The organism is Pseudomonas sp. SMN11, assembly GCF_052041945.1.
Lineage (GTDB): Bacteria > Pseudomonadota > Gammaproteobacteria > Pseudomonadales > Pseudomonadaceae > Aquipseudomonas.
Genome location: NZ_JBKGGW010000005.1, coordinates 198896 through 217632, shown reverse-complemented (window position 1 = coordinate 217632; position 18737 = coordinate 198896). Strand labels below are relative to the sequence as shown.

At 64.3% G+C, this 18737-nt stretch carries 13 protein-coding genes; 8 read left to right on the top strand and 5 right to left on the bottom strand.

Annotation, left to right across the window (positions count from 1 at the left end):
* Window positions 1-12 precede the first annotated feature (12 nt).
* The 5 genes from ACLEJU_RS07870 to ACLEJU_RS07850 form a co-directional block, all read right to left on the bottom strand.
* Window positions 13-1257 carry an NAD(P)/FAD-dependent oxidoreductase gene (locus ACLEJU_RS07870; protein ID WP_435421439.1) on the bottom strand — a complete coding sequence of 415 codons (1245 nt, stop codon included), beginning with the start codon at window positions 1255-1257 and terminating at the stop codon, window positions 13-15.
* Between the two features lie 15 nt (window positions 1258-1272).
* Entirely contained in the window at window positions 1273-1983 is a 711-nt protein-coding gene (locus ACLEJU_RS07865) for an ABC transporter permease (protein ID WP_435421440.1), read from the bottom strand.
* Window positions 1980-2699, bottom strand: a complete 720-nt coding sequence (locus tag ACLEJU_RS07860) for an ABC transporter permease (RefSeq protein WP_435421441.1) — start codon at window positions 2697-2699, stop codon at window positions 1980-1982. The genes ACLEJU_RS07865 and ACLEJU_RS07860 overlap by 4 nt, the downstream gene beginning before the upstream one ends.
* Before the next feature lie 186 nt (window positions 2700-2885).
* Window positions 2886-3638: a transporter substrate-binding domain-containing protein gene (locus tag ACLEJU_RS07855; RefSeq protein WP_110638085.1), complete on the bottom strand. Its 753-nt coding sequence runs from the start codon at window positions 3636-3638 to the stop codon at window positions 2886-2888.
* 21 nt (window positions 3639-3659) lie between these two features.
* Window positions 3660-4532 carry a MurR/RpiR family transcriptional regulator gene (locus ACLEJU_RS07850; RefSeq protein ID WP_110638084.1) on the bottom strand — a complete coding sequence of 291 codons (873 nt, stop codon included), beginning with the start codon at window positions 4530-4532 and terminating at the stop codon, window positions 3660-3662.
* A 143-nt stretch (window positions 4533-4675) separates the two neighbouring features.
* On the opposite strand from ACLEJU_RS07850, the gene ACLEJU_RS07845 reads away from it, so the two are divergent.
* The 8 genes from ACLEJU_RS07845 (at window position 4676) to ACLEJU_RS07810 (ending at window position 18567) form a co-directional block, all read left to right on the top strand.
* On the top strand, window positions 4676-5701 hold the full coding sequence (locus tag ACLEJU_RS07845) for an Ldh family oxidoreductase (RefSeq protein WP_435421442.1): 1026 nt from the start codon (window positions 4676-4678) through the stop codon (window positions 5699-5701).
* Window positions 5702-5938: 237 nt separating this feature from the next.
* Window positions 5939-7135 (top strand): amino acid aminotransferase, encoded by a 1197-nt coding sequence (locus ACLEJU_RS07840; RefSeq protein ID WP_110638081.1) that lies wholly within the window; start codon window positions 5939-5941, stop codon window positions 7133-7135.
* 270 nt (window positions 7136-7405) lie between these two features.
* Window positions 7406-8686 (top strand): serine/threonine transporter, encoded by a 1281-nt coding sequence (locus ACLEJU_RS07835; RefSeq protein ID WP_435421443.1) that lies wholly within the window; start codon window positions 7406-7408, stop codon window positions 8684-8686.
* Window positions 8687-8852: 166 nt separating this feature from the next.
* Window positions 8853-9353, top strand: a complete 501-nt coding sequence (gene tpx, locus ACLEJU_RS07830; RefSeq protein WP_435421444.1) for a thiol peroxidase — start codon at window positions 8853-8855, stop codon at window positions 9351-9353.
* A gap of 223 nt (window positions 9354-9576) precedes the next feature.
* Window positions 9577-10884 (top strand): MdtA/MuxA family multidrug efflux RND transporter periplasmic adaptor subunit, encoded by a 1308-nt coding sequence (locus tag ACLEJU_RS07825; protein WP_435421445.1) that lies wholly within the window; start codon window positions 9577-9579, stop codon window positions 10882-10884.
* Window positions 10881-13979 (top strand): MdtB/MuxB family multidrug efflux RND transporter permease subunit, encoded by a 3099-nt coding sequence (locus tag ACLEJU_RS07820; protein ID WP_435421446.1) that lies wholly within the window; start codon window positions 10881-10883, stop codon window positions 13977-13979. Before ACLEJU_RS07825 ends, ACLEJU_RS07820 begins: the two co-directional genes overlap by 4 nt.
* Window positions 13976-17083 (top strand): efflux RND transporter permease subunit, encoded by a 3108-nt coding sequence (locus ACLEJU_RS07815; RefSeq protein WP_435421447.1) that lies wholly within the window; start codon window positions 13976-13978, stop codon window positions 17081-17083. The genes ACLEJU_RS07820 and ACLEJU_RS07815 overlap by 4 nt, the downstream gene beginning before the upstream one ends.
* A complete protein-coding gene (locus ACLEJU_RS07810) occupies window positions 17080-18567 on the top strand; it encodes an efflux transporter outer membrane subunit (RefSeq protein ID WP_435421448.1) in 1488 nt (495 codons plus the stop codon). The genes ACLEJU_RS07815 and ACLEJU_RS07810 overlap by 4 nt, the downstream gene beginning before the upstream one ends.
* Window positions 18568-18737 lie beyond the last annotated feature (170 nt).

Below are 18737 nucleotides of genomic sequence, written 5' to 3'. Positions count from 1 at the left end.
TCCCGCTAGGTGTCAGTCGAAACGTGCTGCGCTGTAAGGCGCAGGGTCGGTGAAGGGGCGCTCGCCGGTGAGCAGTTCGGCCACCAGGCGGCCGCTGACCGGTCCTAGGGTGAGGCCGTGGTGGGCGTGGCCGAAGTTGAACCACAGGCCTTTGTGCCGGGGCGCTGGGCCAATCACCGGGCGCATGTCGGGCAGGCACGGCCGGCGGCCGAGCCAGGGTTTGTCATCGAGACGCTCGCCCAGAGCCGGGAACAGCTTGCGGGCTAGTGCTTCGCAGCGCTTGAGCTGGATTTCGTTGCCCGGCGCGTCACTGGCGGCGAACTCGATGCCGGTGGTCAGGCGCACGCCACGGGCCATGGGGGCCAATACATAGCCGCCCTGGGTGTCGCAGATCGAATGCTGCAGCTGAGCGCCGTCACGGGTGCCGTAGTGCATGTGGTAGCCACGCTTGATGCCCAGCGGAATGCGGTAGCCCAGCCGCTCGAACAGGTCGCCCGACTGCGGGCCCAGGCAGGCCACCACCTCGTCGGCGGTAATCGACCCTCGTTGGCTATCGACCTGCCATTGGCCGCCGACCTGGCGCAGGCTGCACGCATCGCCATGCAGGAACTGCCCTCCACGCTGCACGAACAGCGCCGCGTAGCCACGGGTAAGGGCGCCGGGGTTGTTGACGGTCTTTGGGTCAAGCCAGTGGATGCCACCGACCACCGTGCTGTCGAGCTGGTGTTCACGTGCCTGCAACTGGCTGCGCTCGAGAATTTCGTACTGCAGGCCGTAACGGGCCAGGCCCTTGAGCTCGGCCTTGGCCTGCTCGAACAGCGCCGGTTGGCGATAGACCTCGATCCAGCCTTTGGCCTGGACCAGCCCTTCAAGGCCGGCGGCGTGGATCAGCTCATCGTGTTCCTCGACGCTGCGCTGCACCAGCGGCAGCATGTCGGCTGCCGCACCGGCCAGGCGCCCGGGCGCCGACTGTTGCCAGTAGCGCAGCAGCCAGGGCGCTGCCTTGGGCAGGTGCAGCAGGCTGTAGCGCACATCGGGCTGGCGGTTCAGGCCGTAGCGCAGCAAGGCACTCCACTGCCGGGGGAAGGCATAGGGGATCACGCTGGAGCGCTCGATCAGCCCGGCGTTGCCATGGCTGGTGCCGCTGCCGGGGTCGTCGCGGTCGATCAGGATCACCTGGCGCCCGCGGGCCTGCAGGTGCAGTGCGGTGCTGACGCCGACGATGCCGGCGCCGAGAACAAGGGTCTGGCAATGCATGGATGTATCCTTCGGTCAGTTCAGGTGGCGGCCCAGGCGGGCTTCCAGGTGTTTGAGCAAGCGCCGGACCAGTTCGACGATCACCAGGTAGAGCACCGCGGCCCACAGGTAGATCTGGAAGTCGAAACTGCGCGAGAACGCCAGTTTGGTCACGCCCATCAGGTCGTAGATGGTCACCAGCGAGGCGATGGCGCTGGCCTTGATCATCAGAATCAGCTCGTTACCCAGCGGGCCGATGGCCACCAGCAACGATTGCGGCAGGATCACCTTGAAGAAGGTGGTCGAGCGTTTCAGGTTCAGCGCCCGTGCCGCTTCGTACTGCCCCGGCGCCACGGCCATCAGGCTGCCGCGGAAGATCTCGGCCTGGTAGGCGGCGGTGTTCAGGGTGAACGCCAGCAGGGTGCAGAACCAGGCTTCGCGGAAGAACCACCAGAGCCCGACGTCCTGCCAGAAGCCTTTGAGCGAGCCCAGGCCGTAATACAGCAGGAACAGCTGTGCCAGCAGCGGCGAGCCGCGGAAGAAGTAGATGTAGCCGGCCGCGACGCGCTGCAGCAGCCGGTGGCGCGACATGCGCGCCAGGGCCAGCAGCAGGCCGAGCACGGCGCCCAGGCTGAAGGAGATCGCCACCAGCTTGGCGGTCACCAGCAGGCCCTCGACGAAGCGCGGGCCATAGCGTTCCAGCAGGTCCGGGTCCAGCACCAGGCCCAGCAGTTGTTCGGCACTCATGCGCGTGCTCCTTGCAGGTGGCGGTTGCTGCGGCGCTCGATATAGGCGAACACCCGTCCCGAGGCGGCGGAGAACAGCAGGTAACCCAGGCAGGCGACGCCATAGAAGAACATCGGCTCCTTGGTCACGCTGACAGCCAGGTTGGTCTGGCGCATCAGGTCGACCAGCGAGATGGTCGACACCAGCGAGGTATCCTTGAGCAGCGACAGCCAGTTGTTCGACAGGCCCGGCAGGGCGATGCGGGTCAGTTGCGGCAGCACCACCTTGAAGAATCCGGTGCGCTTGCTCAGGCCCAGCGCCGAGCAGGCTTCCAGTTGCCCTTTGGGCAGGGTCTTGAACGCCGCCAGCCAGATCTCGCTGGAGAACGCTGCGAACACCAGGCTGAAGGCGATCATTGCGGCCAGGAAGGTGTTGATCAGGAATTCGCCTTCATAGCCCATGGCCGCTAGCAGCTTTTGCGCGGCGATCTGGCAGCCGTAATAGATGATCAGCAAGGTCAGCAGCTCGGGCAGGCCGCGGAACACCGTGGAAAACGTGGTGGCCCAGGCGCGTGGCAGGCGCTTGCGCGAACGCGCCGCCAGGGCTACGGCCAGGCCCAGCGGCAGGCCGATGGGCAGGCAGGCGAGGGCCAGGGAGACGGTGACCACCGCGCCGGCCAGCAGCGCCTGGCCCCAGCCACCACTGGCGAAGGACAGCAAGGACAATTGATCGAGCATGACAAACCCCTTTAACGGGTAATGCAGTCTCTGTGTAGGAGCGGCCTTGTGTCGCGAACGGGCCGCAAAGCGGCCCCCAACAATCTGTGTCGCGACATAAATTCTGGGGCCGCTGCGCAGCCCTTTCCGACCGGTCCGACGCCTCGGCAAGGCGGCTCCTACAAAAGCTGCGCAGTTTTCCGAAGATCAGTTGTAGATATCGAAGGCAAAGTACTTGCTGGCGATCTTCTGGTAGGTGCCGTTGGCGACGATCTCGGCCAGTGCGGTGTTCAGCCGCTGGCGCAGGGCATCGTCGTCCTTGCGCACGGCAATGGCGGCGTTGGCCTTGGTGTCGGCAACGTCGCCAAGGATCTTGCAGCAATCGCCGCCGTTCTTGTTCATCCACTCGTGCAGCGGGAACTTGTCGGCGATCACCCCGTCCAGGCGGCCGGCGGCGAGGTCGGCGTTGGCCTCGTCCATGGTCGGGTACAGCTTCACGTCGGCGCCGGCCTTGGCGTACACGTCTTCGGCGTAGATGGCCTGGGTCGAGGACGACTGGGCGCCGACGGTATAACCGTCGAACTTGGTCTGGGCGTCGCCGATCTTGCTGTCCTTGGCCACGGCGACTGTCAGCGGGGTGCGGTAGTAGTGGTCGGTAAAGGCAATTTTCTTGCGCCGTTCCTCGGTGTCGATCATCGACGCCACCACGGCATCGTATTTGCGCGCCATCAAGGCCGGAATGATGCCTTCCCAGTCCTGGGCGACCAAGGTGCATTCGACCTTCATCTGTTCGCACAGGGCATGGGTGATGTCGATGTCGAACCCGTGCAGCTGGTTATCGGCATCGACATAGTTGAAGGGCGGGTAGGCACCTTCGGTGGCGAAGCGCAGGGTCTCGGCGCTGGCGTTGCCCGCCAGCAGCAGGGCACACGCACCCAGCATAGCCATGGTCTTGTTCATCTCGCACCTCTTGCACTCTTGCTATTGTTGTTTGCCCGCCGGCCACGAGGTGTAGCCGACGAACTCGTTATGTAGAGCGGCAGTCGCTTCCAAGCGTTTTTCAACATCAGGCCCGAGCTTCTTGCAGACCTCGTTGACCATCAGGTGCACCCACGACAGCATGGTCGCGGTGGACTCCCAGAACAGGTTGAATTCGGTGGGGATGCGGAACACTTCGTCGGCATGGGCATCGGCCCAGTCGCAGAAGGTGTCGGTCACCAGGGTGACCGGTATGCCGGCCGCGCGTGCCTTCTGGCATAGCTGCAGGGCATGGCGTGAATAGCGGCGGGCCTCGAACACCACCAGCGCGGTATCCTCGCTGCGGCCGAGCAGCACGTCGCCGAAGTGCCCGGCGCTGCCATCGACCAGCAGCACGCCGTCGCGCAGGTATTGCAGCAGGTGGCTCATGCACATGGCGATGCCGCGCTCGGTCTGGAAGCCGGCGATGCACACCCGTGGCTTTACCGCCAGGCGCTGTGCCACGGTGTGCCAGGCGTCGCTCTGGCGGTATTCGTGAACGCGCACCAGGGCGGCGATTTCCCGCTCCAGGCTGCCGGCGTTGTCGCTGACATCCTGGTTCTGGCGATATTCTTGCAGGCGATCACCCATCAGCCATGGCCCGTCGCCGAGGTCGCTCTGCAAGTCTTGCTTGAGCGCCTTGAGGTGGGCATAACCGAGGGAGCGGCAAAAACGGCCGACGCTGGATTCGCTGACACCCAGCTTCTCGGCAATGCTGGCCGAAGTCTGAAACGGCAGTTCGTGCAGGTTGGCGAGCATGTAGCTGGCGATCTTGCGGCCTGAGGCAGCGGCCCCTTGCAGGCTGTTTTCCAGGCGTTGCTTGATCGGTTGGCTCATGCTGCTGCTCCAGATAAGGCGTGAAATAGAAAATGGATGTTTTCTGTCATTCCGTCAACATTTGACAGATAGCTGTCACTTATCGGAAAGTTTTTGTCGTTGCATACGCTGTTGCCATTCCAATTCCAAAAAAGGAGCTACAGATGTCCGCACCTTCCACAAGCCCGCTCGTGCGCCTGCCTTTTGCCGAGCTGCAAGGGCTGTTGCAAGCGATTTTCCAGCAACACGGCTGCAGCGAGGCGGTGGCCAGCGTGCTTGCCCACAACTGCACCAGTGCCCAGCGCGATGGCGCGCACAGCCATGGCGTGTTTCGAATTCCCGGTTATGTTTCGACCCTGGCAAGTGGCTGGGTCGACGGGCGTGCCATACCGCAGGTGACCGACCTGGCGCCAGGCTATGTGCGCGTGGATGCCGCCGGTGGCTTCGCCCAGCCCGCCCTCGCAGCGGCCCGTGGGTTGCTGGTGGAAAAGGCTCGCAGCGCCGGCATCGCCGTGCTGGCGATCCACAATTCGCACCATTTCGCTGCGCTGTGGCCGGATGTCGAGCCCTTTGCCGATGAGGGTCTGGTGGCGCTGAGCGTGGTCAACAGCATGACCTGCGTGGTGCCGCACGGTGCGCGCAAACCGTTGTTCGGCACCAACCCGATCGCCTTTGCCGCGCCGTGCGCGGGGCATGACCCGATCGTCTTCGATATGGCCACCAGCGCCATGGCCCATGGTGACGTGCAGATCGCCGCACGCGCCGGCCAGGCATTGCCCGAGGGCATGGGCGTGGATGCCCAGGGCCAGCCGACCACCGACCCCAAGGTCATTCTCGAAGGCGGCGCGCTGTTGCCGTTTGGCGGGCACAAGGGCTCGGCGCTGTCGATGATGGTCGAGTTGCTGGCCGCGGCGCTGACCGGCGGGCATTTCTCCTGGGAATTCGACTGGTCGGGGCATCCGGGGGCGAAGACGCCGTGGACCGGGCAGCTGATCATCGTCATCGACCCGAGCAAGGCCGAGGGTAGCCGGTTTGCCCAGCGCAGCCGCGAACTGGTCGAGCACATGCAGGCTGCAGGGTTGTCGCGCATGCCGGGCGAGCGTCGCTACCGCGAGCGGGAACAGGCCGAGCGGGACGGGGTGGCGGTGACTGAACAAGAGTTGCAAGGCCTGAAAGAACTGCTTGACTGAACCGGCCCTTTCGCGGCGGTTCGACGCCTCGATAAACCCGCTCCCACTTGCATATCAACGCCCTTGCTACCTGTTCGGTCCCTGTGGGAGGGTTTACCCGCGAAGAATCCAGCACGAATCCCCAGCTGTGCAAAGTTGCATAGACAACCTTGCACTTATGTGATGTTCCTAGGGCCCGACTCCGGGTATGCTCAGGGCAGTCTTTCCGAACTGTCCTGATCCAAGGAGCTGCACGCTGTGTTCAAACATGTCGATGCCTATGCCGGCGACCCGATCCTCTCGTTGATGGAAACCTTCAAGGCCGACCCGCGCGCCGACAAGGTCAACCTGAGTATCGGCCTGTATTACGATGAGGCCGGTGTGGTGCCGCAGCTGGAAGCGGTGGATGCGGTGGAAAAGCGCATTGCCGGCCAGGCCCATGAAGCCTCGCTGTACCTGCCGATGGAAGGCCTGGCCAGCTACCGCCAGGCGATCCAGGCGCTGCTGTTCGGTGCCGACCACCCGGCCGTGACCGGCAAGCGCGTGGCCACCGTGCAGACCGTTGGCGGCTCCGGCGCGCTGAAAGTCGGTGCCGACTTCCTCAAGCGCTACTTCCCGCAGTCGGAAGTCTGGGTCAGCAACCCGACCTGGGACAACCACCGTGCCATCTTCGAAGGTGCCGGGTTCAAGGTGCACACCTACCCGTATTTCGACCAGGCCAGCCGTGGCGTCGACTTCGACGGCATGCTGCAAGCCTTGCAGGGCCTGCCGGCCAACAGCATCGTGCTGTTGCACCCGTGCTGCCACAACCCGACCGGTGCCGACCTCGAGCCGGCCCAGTGGCAACAGGTGGTGGAAGTGGTCAAGGCGCGCCAGCTGATCCCGTTCCTCGACATCGCCTACCAGGGCTTCGGCGAAGGCCTGGTGGAAGACGCCTACGCCATCCGCGAAATGGCCCGTGCCGGCGTGCCGTGCCTGGTCAGCAACTCGTTCTCCAAGATCTTCTCGCTGTACGGCGAGCGGGTAGGGGGCCTGTCGGTGGTCTGCGACGACGAAGCCACCACCCAGAGCGTGCTTGGCCAGCTCAAGGCCACCGTGCGCCGCAACTACTCCAGCCCGCCCAACTTCGGTGCCCAGCTGGTGGCTGGCGTGCTCGGCGATGCCGCACTCAATGCCCAGTGGGCCGCAGAAGTGGAAGTGATGCGCAAGCGTATCCTCGACATGCGCCAGGCGCTGGTCGATGCCCTGGCGGTGCTGCTGCCAGGCCAGGACTTCCAGTTCTTCCTGCGCCAGCGCGGCATGTTCAGCTACACCGGCTTCAGTGTCGAGCAGGTGCGTCGCCTGCGTGACGAGTTCGGCGTGTACCTGATCGACAGCGGCCGGGTGTGCATGTCCGGCCTGCGTCCGGCCAACCTGCAACGGGTTGCCGAGGCCTTCGCCGCCGTGCAGAAGTAAAGCCGCAGCGGGTCGCATGGCGCCCCGATGCGACACAAGGCCGCTCCCGCACTGCGCAGGAGCGGTCTTTTGCATTGAACTGGCTGCAAAACAGCCGCCATCTGGCATATTTCGCTTGTAAAGACAAGTGCAACCGCTCCTCGGAAAAGGGCTTCGCAAGTGCAACCTTTCCGTGCACAATCGCGCCCCTCTTCCCCGGTTGAGTTGGGCGAATCGTCTAGTTCGCCATTCTCAGCCTGTTGCAGTCTTGCGAGTGGAGCTTCACCCGGAATGAATGAGCAGGCCCCAAGCGTTGAACAACGCTTTGTAGAATCGACCCCCGCCACCCTCGGCGCCTGGTCGCGTAACGACACCACCTGGATGCTGGGCCTGTTCGGCACAGCCATCGGCGCGGGGACCTTGTTCCTGCCGATCAACGCCGGCCTCGGCGGCTTCTGGCCGCTGCTGATCCTGGCCGCGCTGGCCTTCCCTATGACCTATTTCTCCCACCGTGCGCTGACACGCTTCGTGCTGTCCGGGCGTAACGGCGGTGACATCACCCAAGTGGTCGAGGAGCATTTCGGGATCAAGGCCGGTGCGTTGATCACCGTGCTGTACTTCTTCGCGATTTTCCCGATCCTGCTTATCTATAGCGTGGCGCTGACCAACACCGTCAGCAGCTTCATCGAGCACCAGCTGCACATGGCGCCGCCACCGCGGGTCATCCTGTCGTTCGTGCTTATCCTAGGCCTGCTGGCCATCGTGCGCTGCGGCGAGCAGGCCACGGTCAAGGTCATGAGCCTGCTGGTGTACCCGTTCATCGTGGCCCTGGGGCTGCTTGGCCTGTATCTGATCCCGCACTGGACCGGTGGCATCCTCGACAGCGCCGCCCAGGTGCCGTCGGGCTCGGCGTTCCTGCATACGCTGTGGCTGGCCATTCCGGTGATGGTGTTCTCGTTCAACCATTCGCCGATCATCTCGGCCTTCGCCGTTGACCAGAAGCGCAGCTATGGCGAGCACGCCGATGAGCGCAGCGGCCAGATCCTGCGCCGCGCACACCTGCTGATGGTGGTGATGGTGCTGTTCTTCGTGTTCAGCTGCGTGCTCACCCTGAGCAGCGCCCAGCTGGCCGAAGCCAAGGCGCAGAACCTGTCGATCCTGTCGTACCTGGCCAACCACTTCAGCAACCCGAGTATTGCCTTTGCCGCGCCGTTGATCGCCTTCGTCGCGATTGCCAAGTCGTTCCTGGGCCACTACATCGGTGCCAGTGAAGGCCTCAAAGGCATCATCGCCAAGACCGGCGCTCGCCCAGGTGCCAAGACCCTGGACCGGGTGGTCGCCGCGCTGATGCTGGTGGTCTGCTGGATCGTCGCCACCCTCAATCCGAGCATCCTCGGCATGATCGAATCGCTCGGCGGCCCGATCCTCGCCGTGCTGCTGTTCCTGATGCCGATGTACGCCATCCGTCGCGTGCCGTCGATGCGCAAGTACAGCGGTGCGCTGTCGAACGTGTTCGTGGTGGTGATCGGCGTGGTTGCGCTGACCTCGGTAGTGTACGGCTTGATCAGCTGATTTGCTGCTTGCAATAAGAAAAGTCCGGAGCGCTTGTCGCCATCCGGGCTTTTTTTTGTCCACAATAATTGTCTGGAAATAGAACAATTTCAATGTGCCCATAGGCACCCGGCCGCCTTCATGATTAACTCAGTGTCTTTTTCAAACCCCGCATAAGGAATTCGACATGGCTCAAGTGACCCTCAAAGGCAACCCGGTTCAGGTCAAAGGCAACCTGCCACAGGCCGGCGCCCAGGCTCCGGCTTTCTCCCTGGTGGGTGAAGGCCTGGCTGACAAGTCGCTGAAGGACTACGCCGGCAAGCGCAAGGTGCTGAACATCTTCCCGAGCGTCGACACCCCGACCTGCGCCACCTCCGTGCGCAAGTTCAACGCCCAGGCCAACGACGTGGCCAACACCGTGGTGCTGTGCATCTCCGCCGACCTGCCGTTCGCCCAGGCGCGCTTCTGCGGTGCCGAAGGCCTGGAGAACGTGAAGAACCTGTCGACCCTGCGCGGTGCCGAGTTCCTGCAGAACTACGGCGTTGCCATTGCCGACGGCCCGCTGGCCGGCCTGGCTGCCCGCGCCGTGGTGGTACTCGACGAGAACGACAAGGTGCTGCACAGCGAGCTGGTTGGCGAGATCGCCGACGAGCCGAACTACGATGCAGCCCTGGCTGTACTGAAGTAAGGATTGCCTAGGGGAGGGTAAAGGAACTCTTCTGCCTGGCCCCTCTCCAAGCAACACCCTGTAACGGCCCGGAACGCTTTCCGGGCCGTTTTCATTTAAAGTTCAACCTTTTGGCAACGTCAGGCAAAGGTAAACCTCTGGTAAAGAGCCTTTGCTATAACGATGCCAGTGCTTATCGTTCATCCTCCCAAGCCGCCATTTCCGAACAAGGTTCGTTCAACCCATGCAAGTGTCCAATTCCCGATCCCCTCGTCGCTGGCTCGTCGGCCTGCTGATCCTGCTGCTGGTGGCCTTGCTGGCCTGGTGGCTGTGGCCTGCGGCAACGCCTGCCCACAAAGCGGCCGGAGGCGGTCGCGGCGGCAAAGGCATGGGGATGGGAATGGGCCGGCCAGGCTTCGGCGGCTCCACCGATCCGGTGCCGGTGCGTGTCGAACCGGTGCGAGTGGGCGACTTCCCGCTCTACTACAAGGCCCTGGGCACGGTCACTGCGACCAACACGGTGAATGTGCGCAGCCGGGTGGCCGGCGAGCTGGTCAAGATCCTCTTCAAGGAGGGCCAGCAGGTCAAGGCCGGCGACCTGCTCGCTGAAATCGACCCGCGCCCTTACCGCATCGCCCTGCAGCAGGCCGAAGGCACCCTGGCACAGAACCAGGCGCAGCTGAAGAACGCCCAGGTCGACCTGGCGCGCTACAAGGGCCTGTACGCCCAGGACAGCATCGCCAAGCAGACCCTCGACACCGCAGAAGCCCAGGTCGCGCAGTTCCTGGGGTTGGTCAAGACCAACCAGGCCCAGGTTAACGATGCCCGCCTGAACCTCGATTTCACCCAGATCCGCGCCCCCATCAACGGCCGCGTGGGCCTGCGCCAGCTCGACCTGGGCAACCTGGTGGCGGCCAACGACACCACCGCCCTGGTGGTGATCACCCAGACCGAGCCGATCAGTGTCGCCTTCACCCTGCCTGAAACCGAGCTGAACACCGTGCTCGACCGTTACCGCAGCGGCGCCAGCCTGCCGGTCGAGGCTTGGGACCGTACCGATAGCAAACTGCAGTCGACCGGTGTGTTGGGCAGCATCGACAACCAGATAGACACCACCACCGGTACCTTGAAGTTCAAGGGCCGCTTCGAGAACAAGGACCTGGCCCTGTTCCCCAACCAGTTCGTCAACGTGCGCTTGCTGGCCGACACCCTCAAGCAGGTAGTGATGGCGCCGGCAGCGGCCGTGCAGTTCGGCAACGACGGCACCTTCGCCTATGTGGTCAATGACCAGAGCACGGTCAATATCCGCAAGCTCAAGGTCGGCGCCAGCGATGGCCAGAATAGTGTCATCCTTGATGGCCTCAAGGCCGGCGACCGCCTGGTGCTCGAAGGCACCGACCGCCTGCGTGAAGGCACCAAGGTCGAAGTGGTCGAAGACAGCTCGCAAGTGCCGACTACCCCCGGCCAGCACCTGCAGGGCCAGGAGGCCAAGGGTTCGGCGCAGGCCGATGAAGCAGCTTCCGGCAAAGCGGCAGGCAAGGCGGGCGCATGAACCTGTCACGCCTGTTCATCCTCCGCCCGGTCGCCACCACGCTGACCATGCTGGCCATCGTCCTGGCCGGCCTGATCGCCTACAAGCTGCTGCCAGTGTCGGCCTTGCCCCAGGTCGATTATCCGACCATCCGGGTCATGACCCTTTACCCGGGCGCCAGCCCGCAGGTCATGACCAGTGCGGTCACCGCCCCGCTGGAGCGCCAGTTCGGCCAGATGCCGGGCCTCGAGCAGATGGCGTCGACCAGTTCCGGTGGTGCCTCGGTGCTGACCCTGCGCTTCAGCCTGGACATGAACATGGATGTCGCCGAGCAACAGGTGCAGGCCGCGATCAACGCCGCCAGCAACCTACTGCCCAGCGACCTGCCGGCACCGCCGGTGTACAACAAGGTCAACCCGGCCGACACACCGGTGCTGACCCTGGCCATCACCAGCAAGACCATGCCGCTGCCCAAGCTCAACGACCTGGTCGATACCCGCGTGGCGCAGAAGCTCGCGCAGATCAGTGGCGTGGGTATGGTCAGCATCGCCGGCGGCCAGCGCCAGGCGGTGCGGATCAAGGTCAACGTCGATGCGCTGGCGGCCAACGGCCTCAACCTCGATGACGTGCGCACCCTGATCGGTGCGTCCAACGTCAACCAGCCCAAGGGCAACTTCGACGGCCCGACCCGGGTGTCGATGCTAGACGCCAACGACCAGCTGCGCTCGCCCGAGGAATATGCCAATCTCATCCTCGCCTACAACAATGGCGCGCCGCTGCGCCTGAAGGATGTCGCCGAGATCGTCGACGGCGCCGAGAACGAACGCCTGGCAGCCTGGGCCAACCAGAACCAGGCCGTGCTGCTGAACATCCAGCGCCAGCCGGGTGCCAATGTCATCGAGGTGGTCGACCGCATCAAGCAGATGCTGCCATCGATCACCGACAACCTGCCGGCCGGCCTCGATGTCTCGGTGCTCACCGACCGCACCCAGACCATCCGCGCGGCGGTCAAGGACGTGCAGCATGAGCTGCTGATCGCCATCGTGCTGGTGGTGATGGTCACCTTCGTGTTCCTGCGCCGCTTCAGCGCCACGATCATTCCCTCCATCGCCGTGCCCCTGTCGCTGGTCGGCACCTTCGGCGTGATGTACCTGGCCGGCTTCTCGGTCAACAACCTGACGCTGATGGCCCTGACCATTGCCACCGGTTTCGTGGTCGACGACGCCATCGTCATGCTCGAGAACATCTCGCGCCACATCGAGGAAGGCGAAACGCCGCTGCAGGCAGCGCTGAAGGGCGCCAGGCAGATCGGTTTCACCCTGATCTCGCTGACCTTCTCGTTGATCGCCGTGCTGATCCCGCTGCTGTTCATGGCCGACGTGGTCGGCCGGCTGTTCCGCGAATTCGCCATTACCCTGGCGGTGGCCATCCTGATTTCCCTGGTGGTGTCGCTGACCCTGACGCCGATGATGTGCGCGCGCCTGCTCAAGCGCGAGCCCAAGGAGGAAGATCAGGGCCGCTTCTACCGCGCCAGCGGTGCCTGGATCGACTGGATGATCGAACACTATGGCCGCGGCCTGCAGTGGGTGCTCAAGCACCAGCCGCTGACCCTGCTGGTGGCCGTGGCTACCCTGGCGCTGACCGTGCTGCTGTACCTGATGGTGCCCAAGGGCTTCTTCCCCCAGCAGGACACCGGGGTGATCCAGGGTATTTCCGAAGCGCCGCAATCAGCCTCGTTCGCCGCCATGAGCGAGCGCCAGCAGGCCCTGAGCAAGGTCATCCTGCAGGATCCGGCGGTGCAGAGCCTGTCGTCTTACATCGGTGTCGACGGCGACAACGCCACGCTCAACAGCGGCCGCCTGCTGATCAACCTTAAGCCCCATGGCGAGCGCGATGTCACCGCCGGTGAAGTGATCAGCCGCCTGCAACCGCAACTCGACAAGCTGGTCGGTATCCGCCTGTTCATGCAGCCGGTGCAGGACTTGAGCATCGAGGATCGGGTCAGCCGTACCCAGTACCAGTTCAGCCTGTCGTCGCCCGATGCCGAGCTGCTGGCGCAGTGGAGCGGCAAGCTGGTGGAGGCCCTGCAGGAACGCCCGGAGCTGCAGGATGTGGCCAGTGACCTGCAGGACAAGGGCCTGCAGGTGTACCTGGTGATCGACCGTGACATGGCCAGCCGCCTGGGCATCACCGTGGCGCAGATTACCAACGCGCTGTACGACGCCTTCGGCCAGCGGCAGATTTCCACCATCTACACCCAGGCCAGCCAGTACCGCGTGGTGCTGCAGGCGCAGGACGCGGCGGTCATCGGCCCGCAGGCGTTGGAGTCGATCCACGTCAAAGCCACCGATGGCGGCCAGGTGCGGCTGTCGGCGCTGGCGCGTATCGAGCAGCGCCAGGCGCAGCTGGCCATTTCGCACATCGGCCAGTTCCCGGCGGTGACGTTGTCGTTCAACCTGGCCCATGGCGCGTCGCTGGGCGAGGCGGTCAAGGCGATCGAGCAGGTGCAGCAGGACATCGGCATGCCGCTCGGCGTGCAGACCCGCTTCCAGGGCGCCGCCGAAGCCTTCCAGGCCTCGCTGTCGAGCACCTTGCTGCTGATTCTGGCAGCCGTGGTGACCATGTACATCGTGCTGGGCGTGCTCTATGAGAGCTACATCCACCCGGTGACCATCCTCTCGACCTTGCCGTCGGCGGCGGTCGGCGCCTTGCTGGCGTTGATCCTCAGCGGCAACGACCTGGGCATGATCGCCATCATCGGCATCATCCTGCTGATCGGCATCGTCAAGAAGAACGCGATCATGATGATCGACTTCGCCCTCGAGGCAGAGCGCCACCAGGGCATGAGCCCGCGCGATGCGATCTACCAGGCGGCGCTGCTGCGCTTCCGGCCGATCCTGATGACCACCCTGGCTGCGCTGTTCGGCGCCGTGCCGCTGATGCTGGCCACCGGTTCCGGTGCCGAGCTGCGCCAGCCGCTGGGCCTGGTGATGGTCGGCGGCCTGCTGGTCAGCCAGGTGCTGACACTATTCACCACGCCGGTCATCTACCTGTACTTCGACCGCCTGGCCCGCCGCTGGCGCCCGACCGCTGACGCGCAGCAGGCCGAGGCATGAACCTGTCCGGACCCTTCATCCGCCGGCCAGTGGCAACCATGCTGCTGAGCCTGGCGATCATGCTGCTCGGCGGTGTCAGCTTCGGCCTGCTGCCGGTGTCGCCGTTGCCGCAGATGGACTTCCCGGTGATCGTGGTGCAAGCCAACCTGTCCGGGGCCAGCCCCGAGGTCATGGCCGCCACCGTGGCCACGCCGCTGGAGCGCAAGCTCGGCAGCATCGCCGGCGTCACCACCCTGACCAGCAGCTCGAACCAGGGCTCGACCCGGGTAATCATCGGCTTCGAGATGGGTCGTGACATCGACGGTGCCGCACGTGAGGTGCAGGCGGCGATCAACGCCACGCGCAACTTGCTGCCCAGCGGCATGCGTAGCATGCCCACGTACAAGAAGATCAACCCGTCGCAGGCGCCGATCATGGTGCTTTCGCTGACCTCCAGCGTGCTGCAGAAGGGCCAGTTGTACGACCTGGCCGATACCATCCTGTCGCAGAGCCTGGCTCAGGTCAGCGGGGTAGGGGAAGTGCAGATCGGCGGCAGCTCGCTGCCGGCGGTGCGCATTGCCGTGGAGCCGCAGTTGCTCAATCAGTACAGCCTGTCGCTGGATGAGGTGCGCACGGCGGTGTCGAATGCCAATCAGCGCCGGCCCATGGGCTTTGTCGAGGATGCCGAGCGCAACTGGCAGGTGCGCGCCAACGACCAGCTGGAAACCGCCAAGGACTACGAGCCGATCGTGATCCGCCAGTCGAACGGCACCATCCTGCGTTTGTCTGACGTGGCCACCGTCACCGATGGTGTCGAGAACCGCTACAACAGCGGCTTCTTCAACGACCAGAGCGCCGTGCTGCTGGTGGTCAACCGCCAGACCGGCGCCAACATCATCGAAACCGTTGACCAGATCAAGGCACAGCTGCCGGCCCTGCAGTCGTTGCTGCCGGCCAGCGTCCAGCTGAACGTGGCCATGGACCGCTCGCCAGTGATCAAGGCCACCCTCAAGGAGGCCGAGCACACCCTGCTGATCGCCGTGGTGCTGGTGATCCTGGTGGTCTACGTGTTCCTCGGCAGCCTACGCGCCTCGCTGATCCCCAGCCTTGCGGTGCCGGTGTCGCTGGTGGGCACCTTCGCGGTGATGTACCTGTGCGGTTTTTCGTTGAACAATCTGTCGCTGATGGCGCTGATCCTGGCCACCGGCCTGGTGGTGGATGATGCCATCGTGGTGCTGGAGAACATCTCCCGGCACATCGAGGACGGCCAGCCGCCGATGCGCGCTGCGTTCCTTGGCGCCAGGGAGGTCGGCTTCACCTTGCTGTCGATGAACGTCTCGCTGGTGGCGGTGTTCGTCTCGATCCTGTTCATGGGCGGCATCGTGCGCAACCTGTTCCAGGAGTTCTCAATCACCCTGGCGGCGGCGATCATCGTTTCGCTGGTGGTATCGCTAACCCTCACGCCGATGCTCTGCGCCCGTTGGCTCAAGCCTCACCGTGCCGAACCGACACGCCTGCAACGCTGGAGCGACAAGGCTCACCAGCGCATGGTCGATGTCTACGACCGCAGCCTCGGCTGGGCCCTGCGCCACAAGCGCTTGACCCTGATCAGCCTGCTGGCGACCATCGGCATGAACATTGCGCTGTACGTGGTGGTGCCCAAGACTCTGATGCCGCAACAGGACACAGGCCAGCTGATGGGCTTTATCCGCGGCGACGACGGTCTGTCGTTCAGTGTGATGCAGCCCAAGATGGAGATTTACCGCCGAGCCTTGCTCGCCGACCCGGCGGTGGAAAGCGTGGCCGGCTTCATCGGTGGCAACAGCGGCACCAACAACGCCATGGTGCTGGTGCGGCTGAAGCCGATCAACGAGCGCAAGCTCGATGCGCAGAAGGTCATCGAGCGCCTGCGCAAGGAAATGCCCAAGGTACCGGGTGGGCGACTGTTCCTGATGGCCGACCAGGACCTGCAACTGGGCGGCGGCGGCCGTGACCAGACCTCCTCGCAGTATCTGTATACCTTGCAGAGCGGCGACCTGGCGGCCCTGCGCCAGTGGTTCCCGAAGGTGGTCGCGGCCCTGCGCGCACTGCCCGAGCTGACCGCCATCGATGCCCGTGACGGTTCCGGTACGCAGCAGGTGACCCTGGTGGTCGACCGTGACCAGGCCAAGCGCCTGGGCATCGACATGGACATGGTCACCGCGGTGCTGAACAACGCCTACAGCCAGCGGCAGATCTCGACCATCTACGACAGCCTCAACCAGTACCAGGTGGTGCTGGAGATCAACCCGAAATACGCCTGGGACCCGAGCACCCTGGAACAGGTGCAAGTGATCACCAGTGACGGTGCGCGGGTGCCGCTGTCGACCATTGCCCACTACGAGAACAGCCTGGCCAACGACCGGGTCAGCCACGAAGGCCAGTTCGCCTCCGAAGATATCGCCTTTGACGTTGCCGAAGGCTACAGCCCCGACCAGGCCATGGCCGCAGTGGAGCGCGAAGTGGCCAAGCTGGGCTTGCCCGAGGAAGTGATCGCCAAGCTCGGCGGCACGGCCAGCGCCTTCGCCAAGACCCAGGAAGGGCAGCCGTTCATGATCCTCGGTGCTCTGGTGCTGGTGTACCTGGTGCTGGGCATTCTCTATGAGAGCTATATCCACCCGCTGACCATCTTGTCGACCTTGCCCTCGGCCGGCGTCGGCGCCTTGCTCGCGCTGTACGCCACGGGCGGCGAGTTCAGCCTGATCTCGCTGCTGGGCCTGTTCCTGCTGATCGGTGTGGTGAAGAAGAACGCCATCCTGATGATCGACCTGGCGCTGCAGCTTGAACGCCATCAGGGCCTGAGCCCGGAAGAGTCGATCCGCCGCGCCTGCCTGCTGCGCCTGCGGCCGATCCTCATGACCACCTTGGCGGCCATCCTCGGCGCCTTGCCGCTGCTGATCAGCCGCGCCGAAGGTGCGGAGATGCGCCAGCCATTGGGCCTGACCATCATCGGCGGCCTGGTCGTCAGCCAGCTGCTGACCCTTTATACGACGCCGGTGGTGTACCTGTACCTGGACCGCCTGCGCCACCGATTCAACCATTGGCGCGGTATCCGCACCGACGCCGCCCTGGACACACCGCTATGAACTTCGCCCAGACCCGACTTCACCGTGCCTTGCAGCTGCTGACCCGTGGGCGGGGCTCACGCCTGGCCGGCGCCGGGCTGTGCGTGGCCATGCTCAGCGCCTGTACCCTGAGCCCGGACTACAATCGCCCGGCACTGAGTACGCCGGTGCAGTACAAGCAGGCCGAAGGCTGGACTCAGGCCAACCCTTCCGATGCCATCGCCCGCGGCGCCTGGTGGGAGATCTACGGTGATGCCGGGCTGAATGCGCTTGTCGAGGAGCTCAACCGCAGCAACCAGACCGTCGCGCAATCGGAAGCCCAGTACCGCCAGGCCCAGGCCTTGGTACGCAGCAGCCGGGCGTCGCTGTTCCCCAGCCTGGACCTGACAGCAACCAAGAACCGCTCGGCACAAGGCACCGGCAGCTCCAGTTCGAGCCTGTCCAACAACAGCAGCGGTATCCGCAACACCTACAACGCGCAGCTCGGCGTCAGTTGGGAAATCGACCTGTGGGGCAAGCTGCGCGAAACCATGAATGCCAACGAAGCCAGTGCCGAAGCCAGCTTCGCCGACCTGGCCGCGATCCGCCTCAGTCAGCAGTCCGAGCTGGTGCAGAACTACCTGCAGCTGCGGGTGATCGACGAGCAGAAGCGCTTGCTCGAAGCGACCGTCGCGACCTACGAGCGTTCGCTGCGGATGAACGAAAACCAGTACCGCGCCGGCGTCGCCGGCCCGGACGCAGTGGCCCAGGCACGTACCCAACTGAAGTCCACCCAGGCCGACCTGATCGACCTGATCTGGCAGCGCGCGCAGTTCGAGAACGCCATTGCCGTGCTGCTGGGCAAGGCCCCGGCGGAGTTCTCCCTGGCCGATAGCAAAAGCATTCCGGCGCTGCCACAGATCCCGGTGGCACTGCCGTCGCAACTGCTCGAACGCCGCCCCGACATCGCCTCGGCCGAGCGCAACGTGATGGCTGCCAATGCCAACATCGGCGTGGCCCGCGCCGCCTACTTCCCGGACTTGAGCCTGAGCATGAGCGGCGGTTATTCCAGCAGCAGCTTCAGCAACTGGATCGAGCTGCCCAACCGCTACTGGTCGGTGGGGCCACAACTGGCGATGACCTTGTTCGACGCTGGCAAGCGCAGCGCCGAGGTTGACCGCACCCGGGCGGTGTATGACCAGACCGTGGCGCAGTATCGACAGACCGTGCTCGACGGCTTCAAGGAGGTGGAGAACTTCCTGGTGCAGTTGAAGGTGTATGCCGACGAAGCCGTGGTGCGGCAGGAAGCGCTGGATGCGGCACGTGAATCGTTGCGCCTGACCGAGAACCAGTACCGGGCGGGCCTGATCGGTTACCTCGATGTGGTCAACGTGCAGACCACCGCGTTGAGTAACGAGCGCAGTGCGTTGACCCTGTTGCAAGGGCGGCTGGTGGCCAGCGTGCAGCTGATAGCCGCGCTGGGCGGCGGCTGGGATGCCGCACAGGCGTTTGCCGAGCAGGAATAAGCACCGCTGCAAGCGGACTCGGTCTACTGTGGGAGCGGCGGGCCGACAAATGGCAATTTGCCTTCATTGTGCTGAAAATGGCTCTGAGTCAGGGGATTCAGCGAGTTTTATTACTCGTTGGATCCATTCCCATTCGCACAAACCCCGTGCGTTTCGCCAAAGCTTGAGTA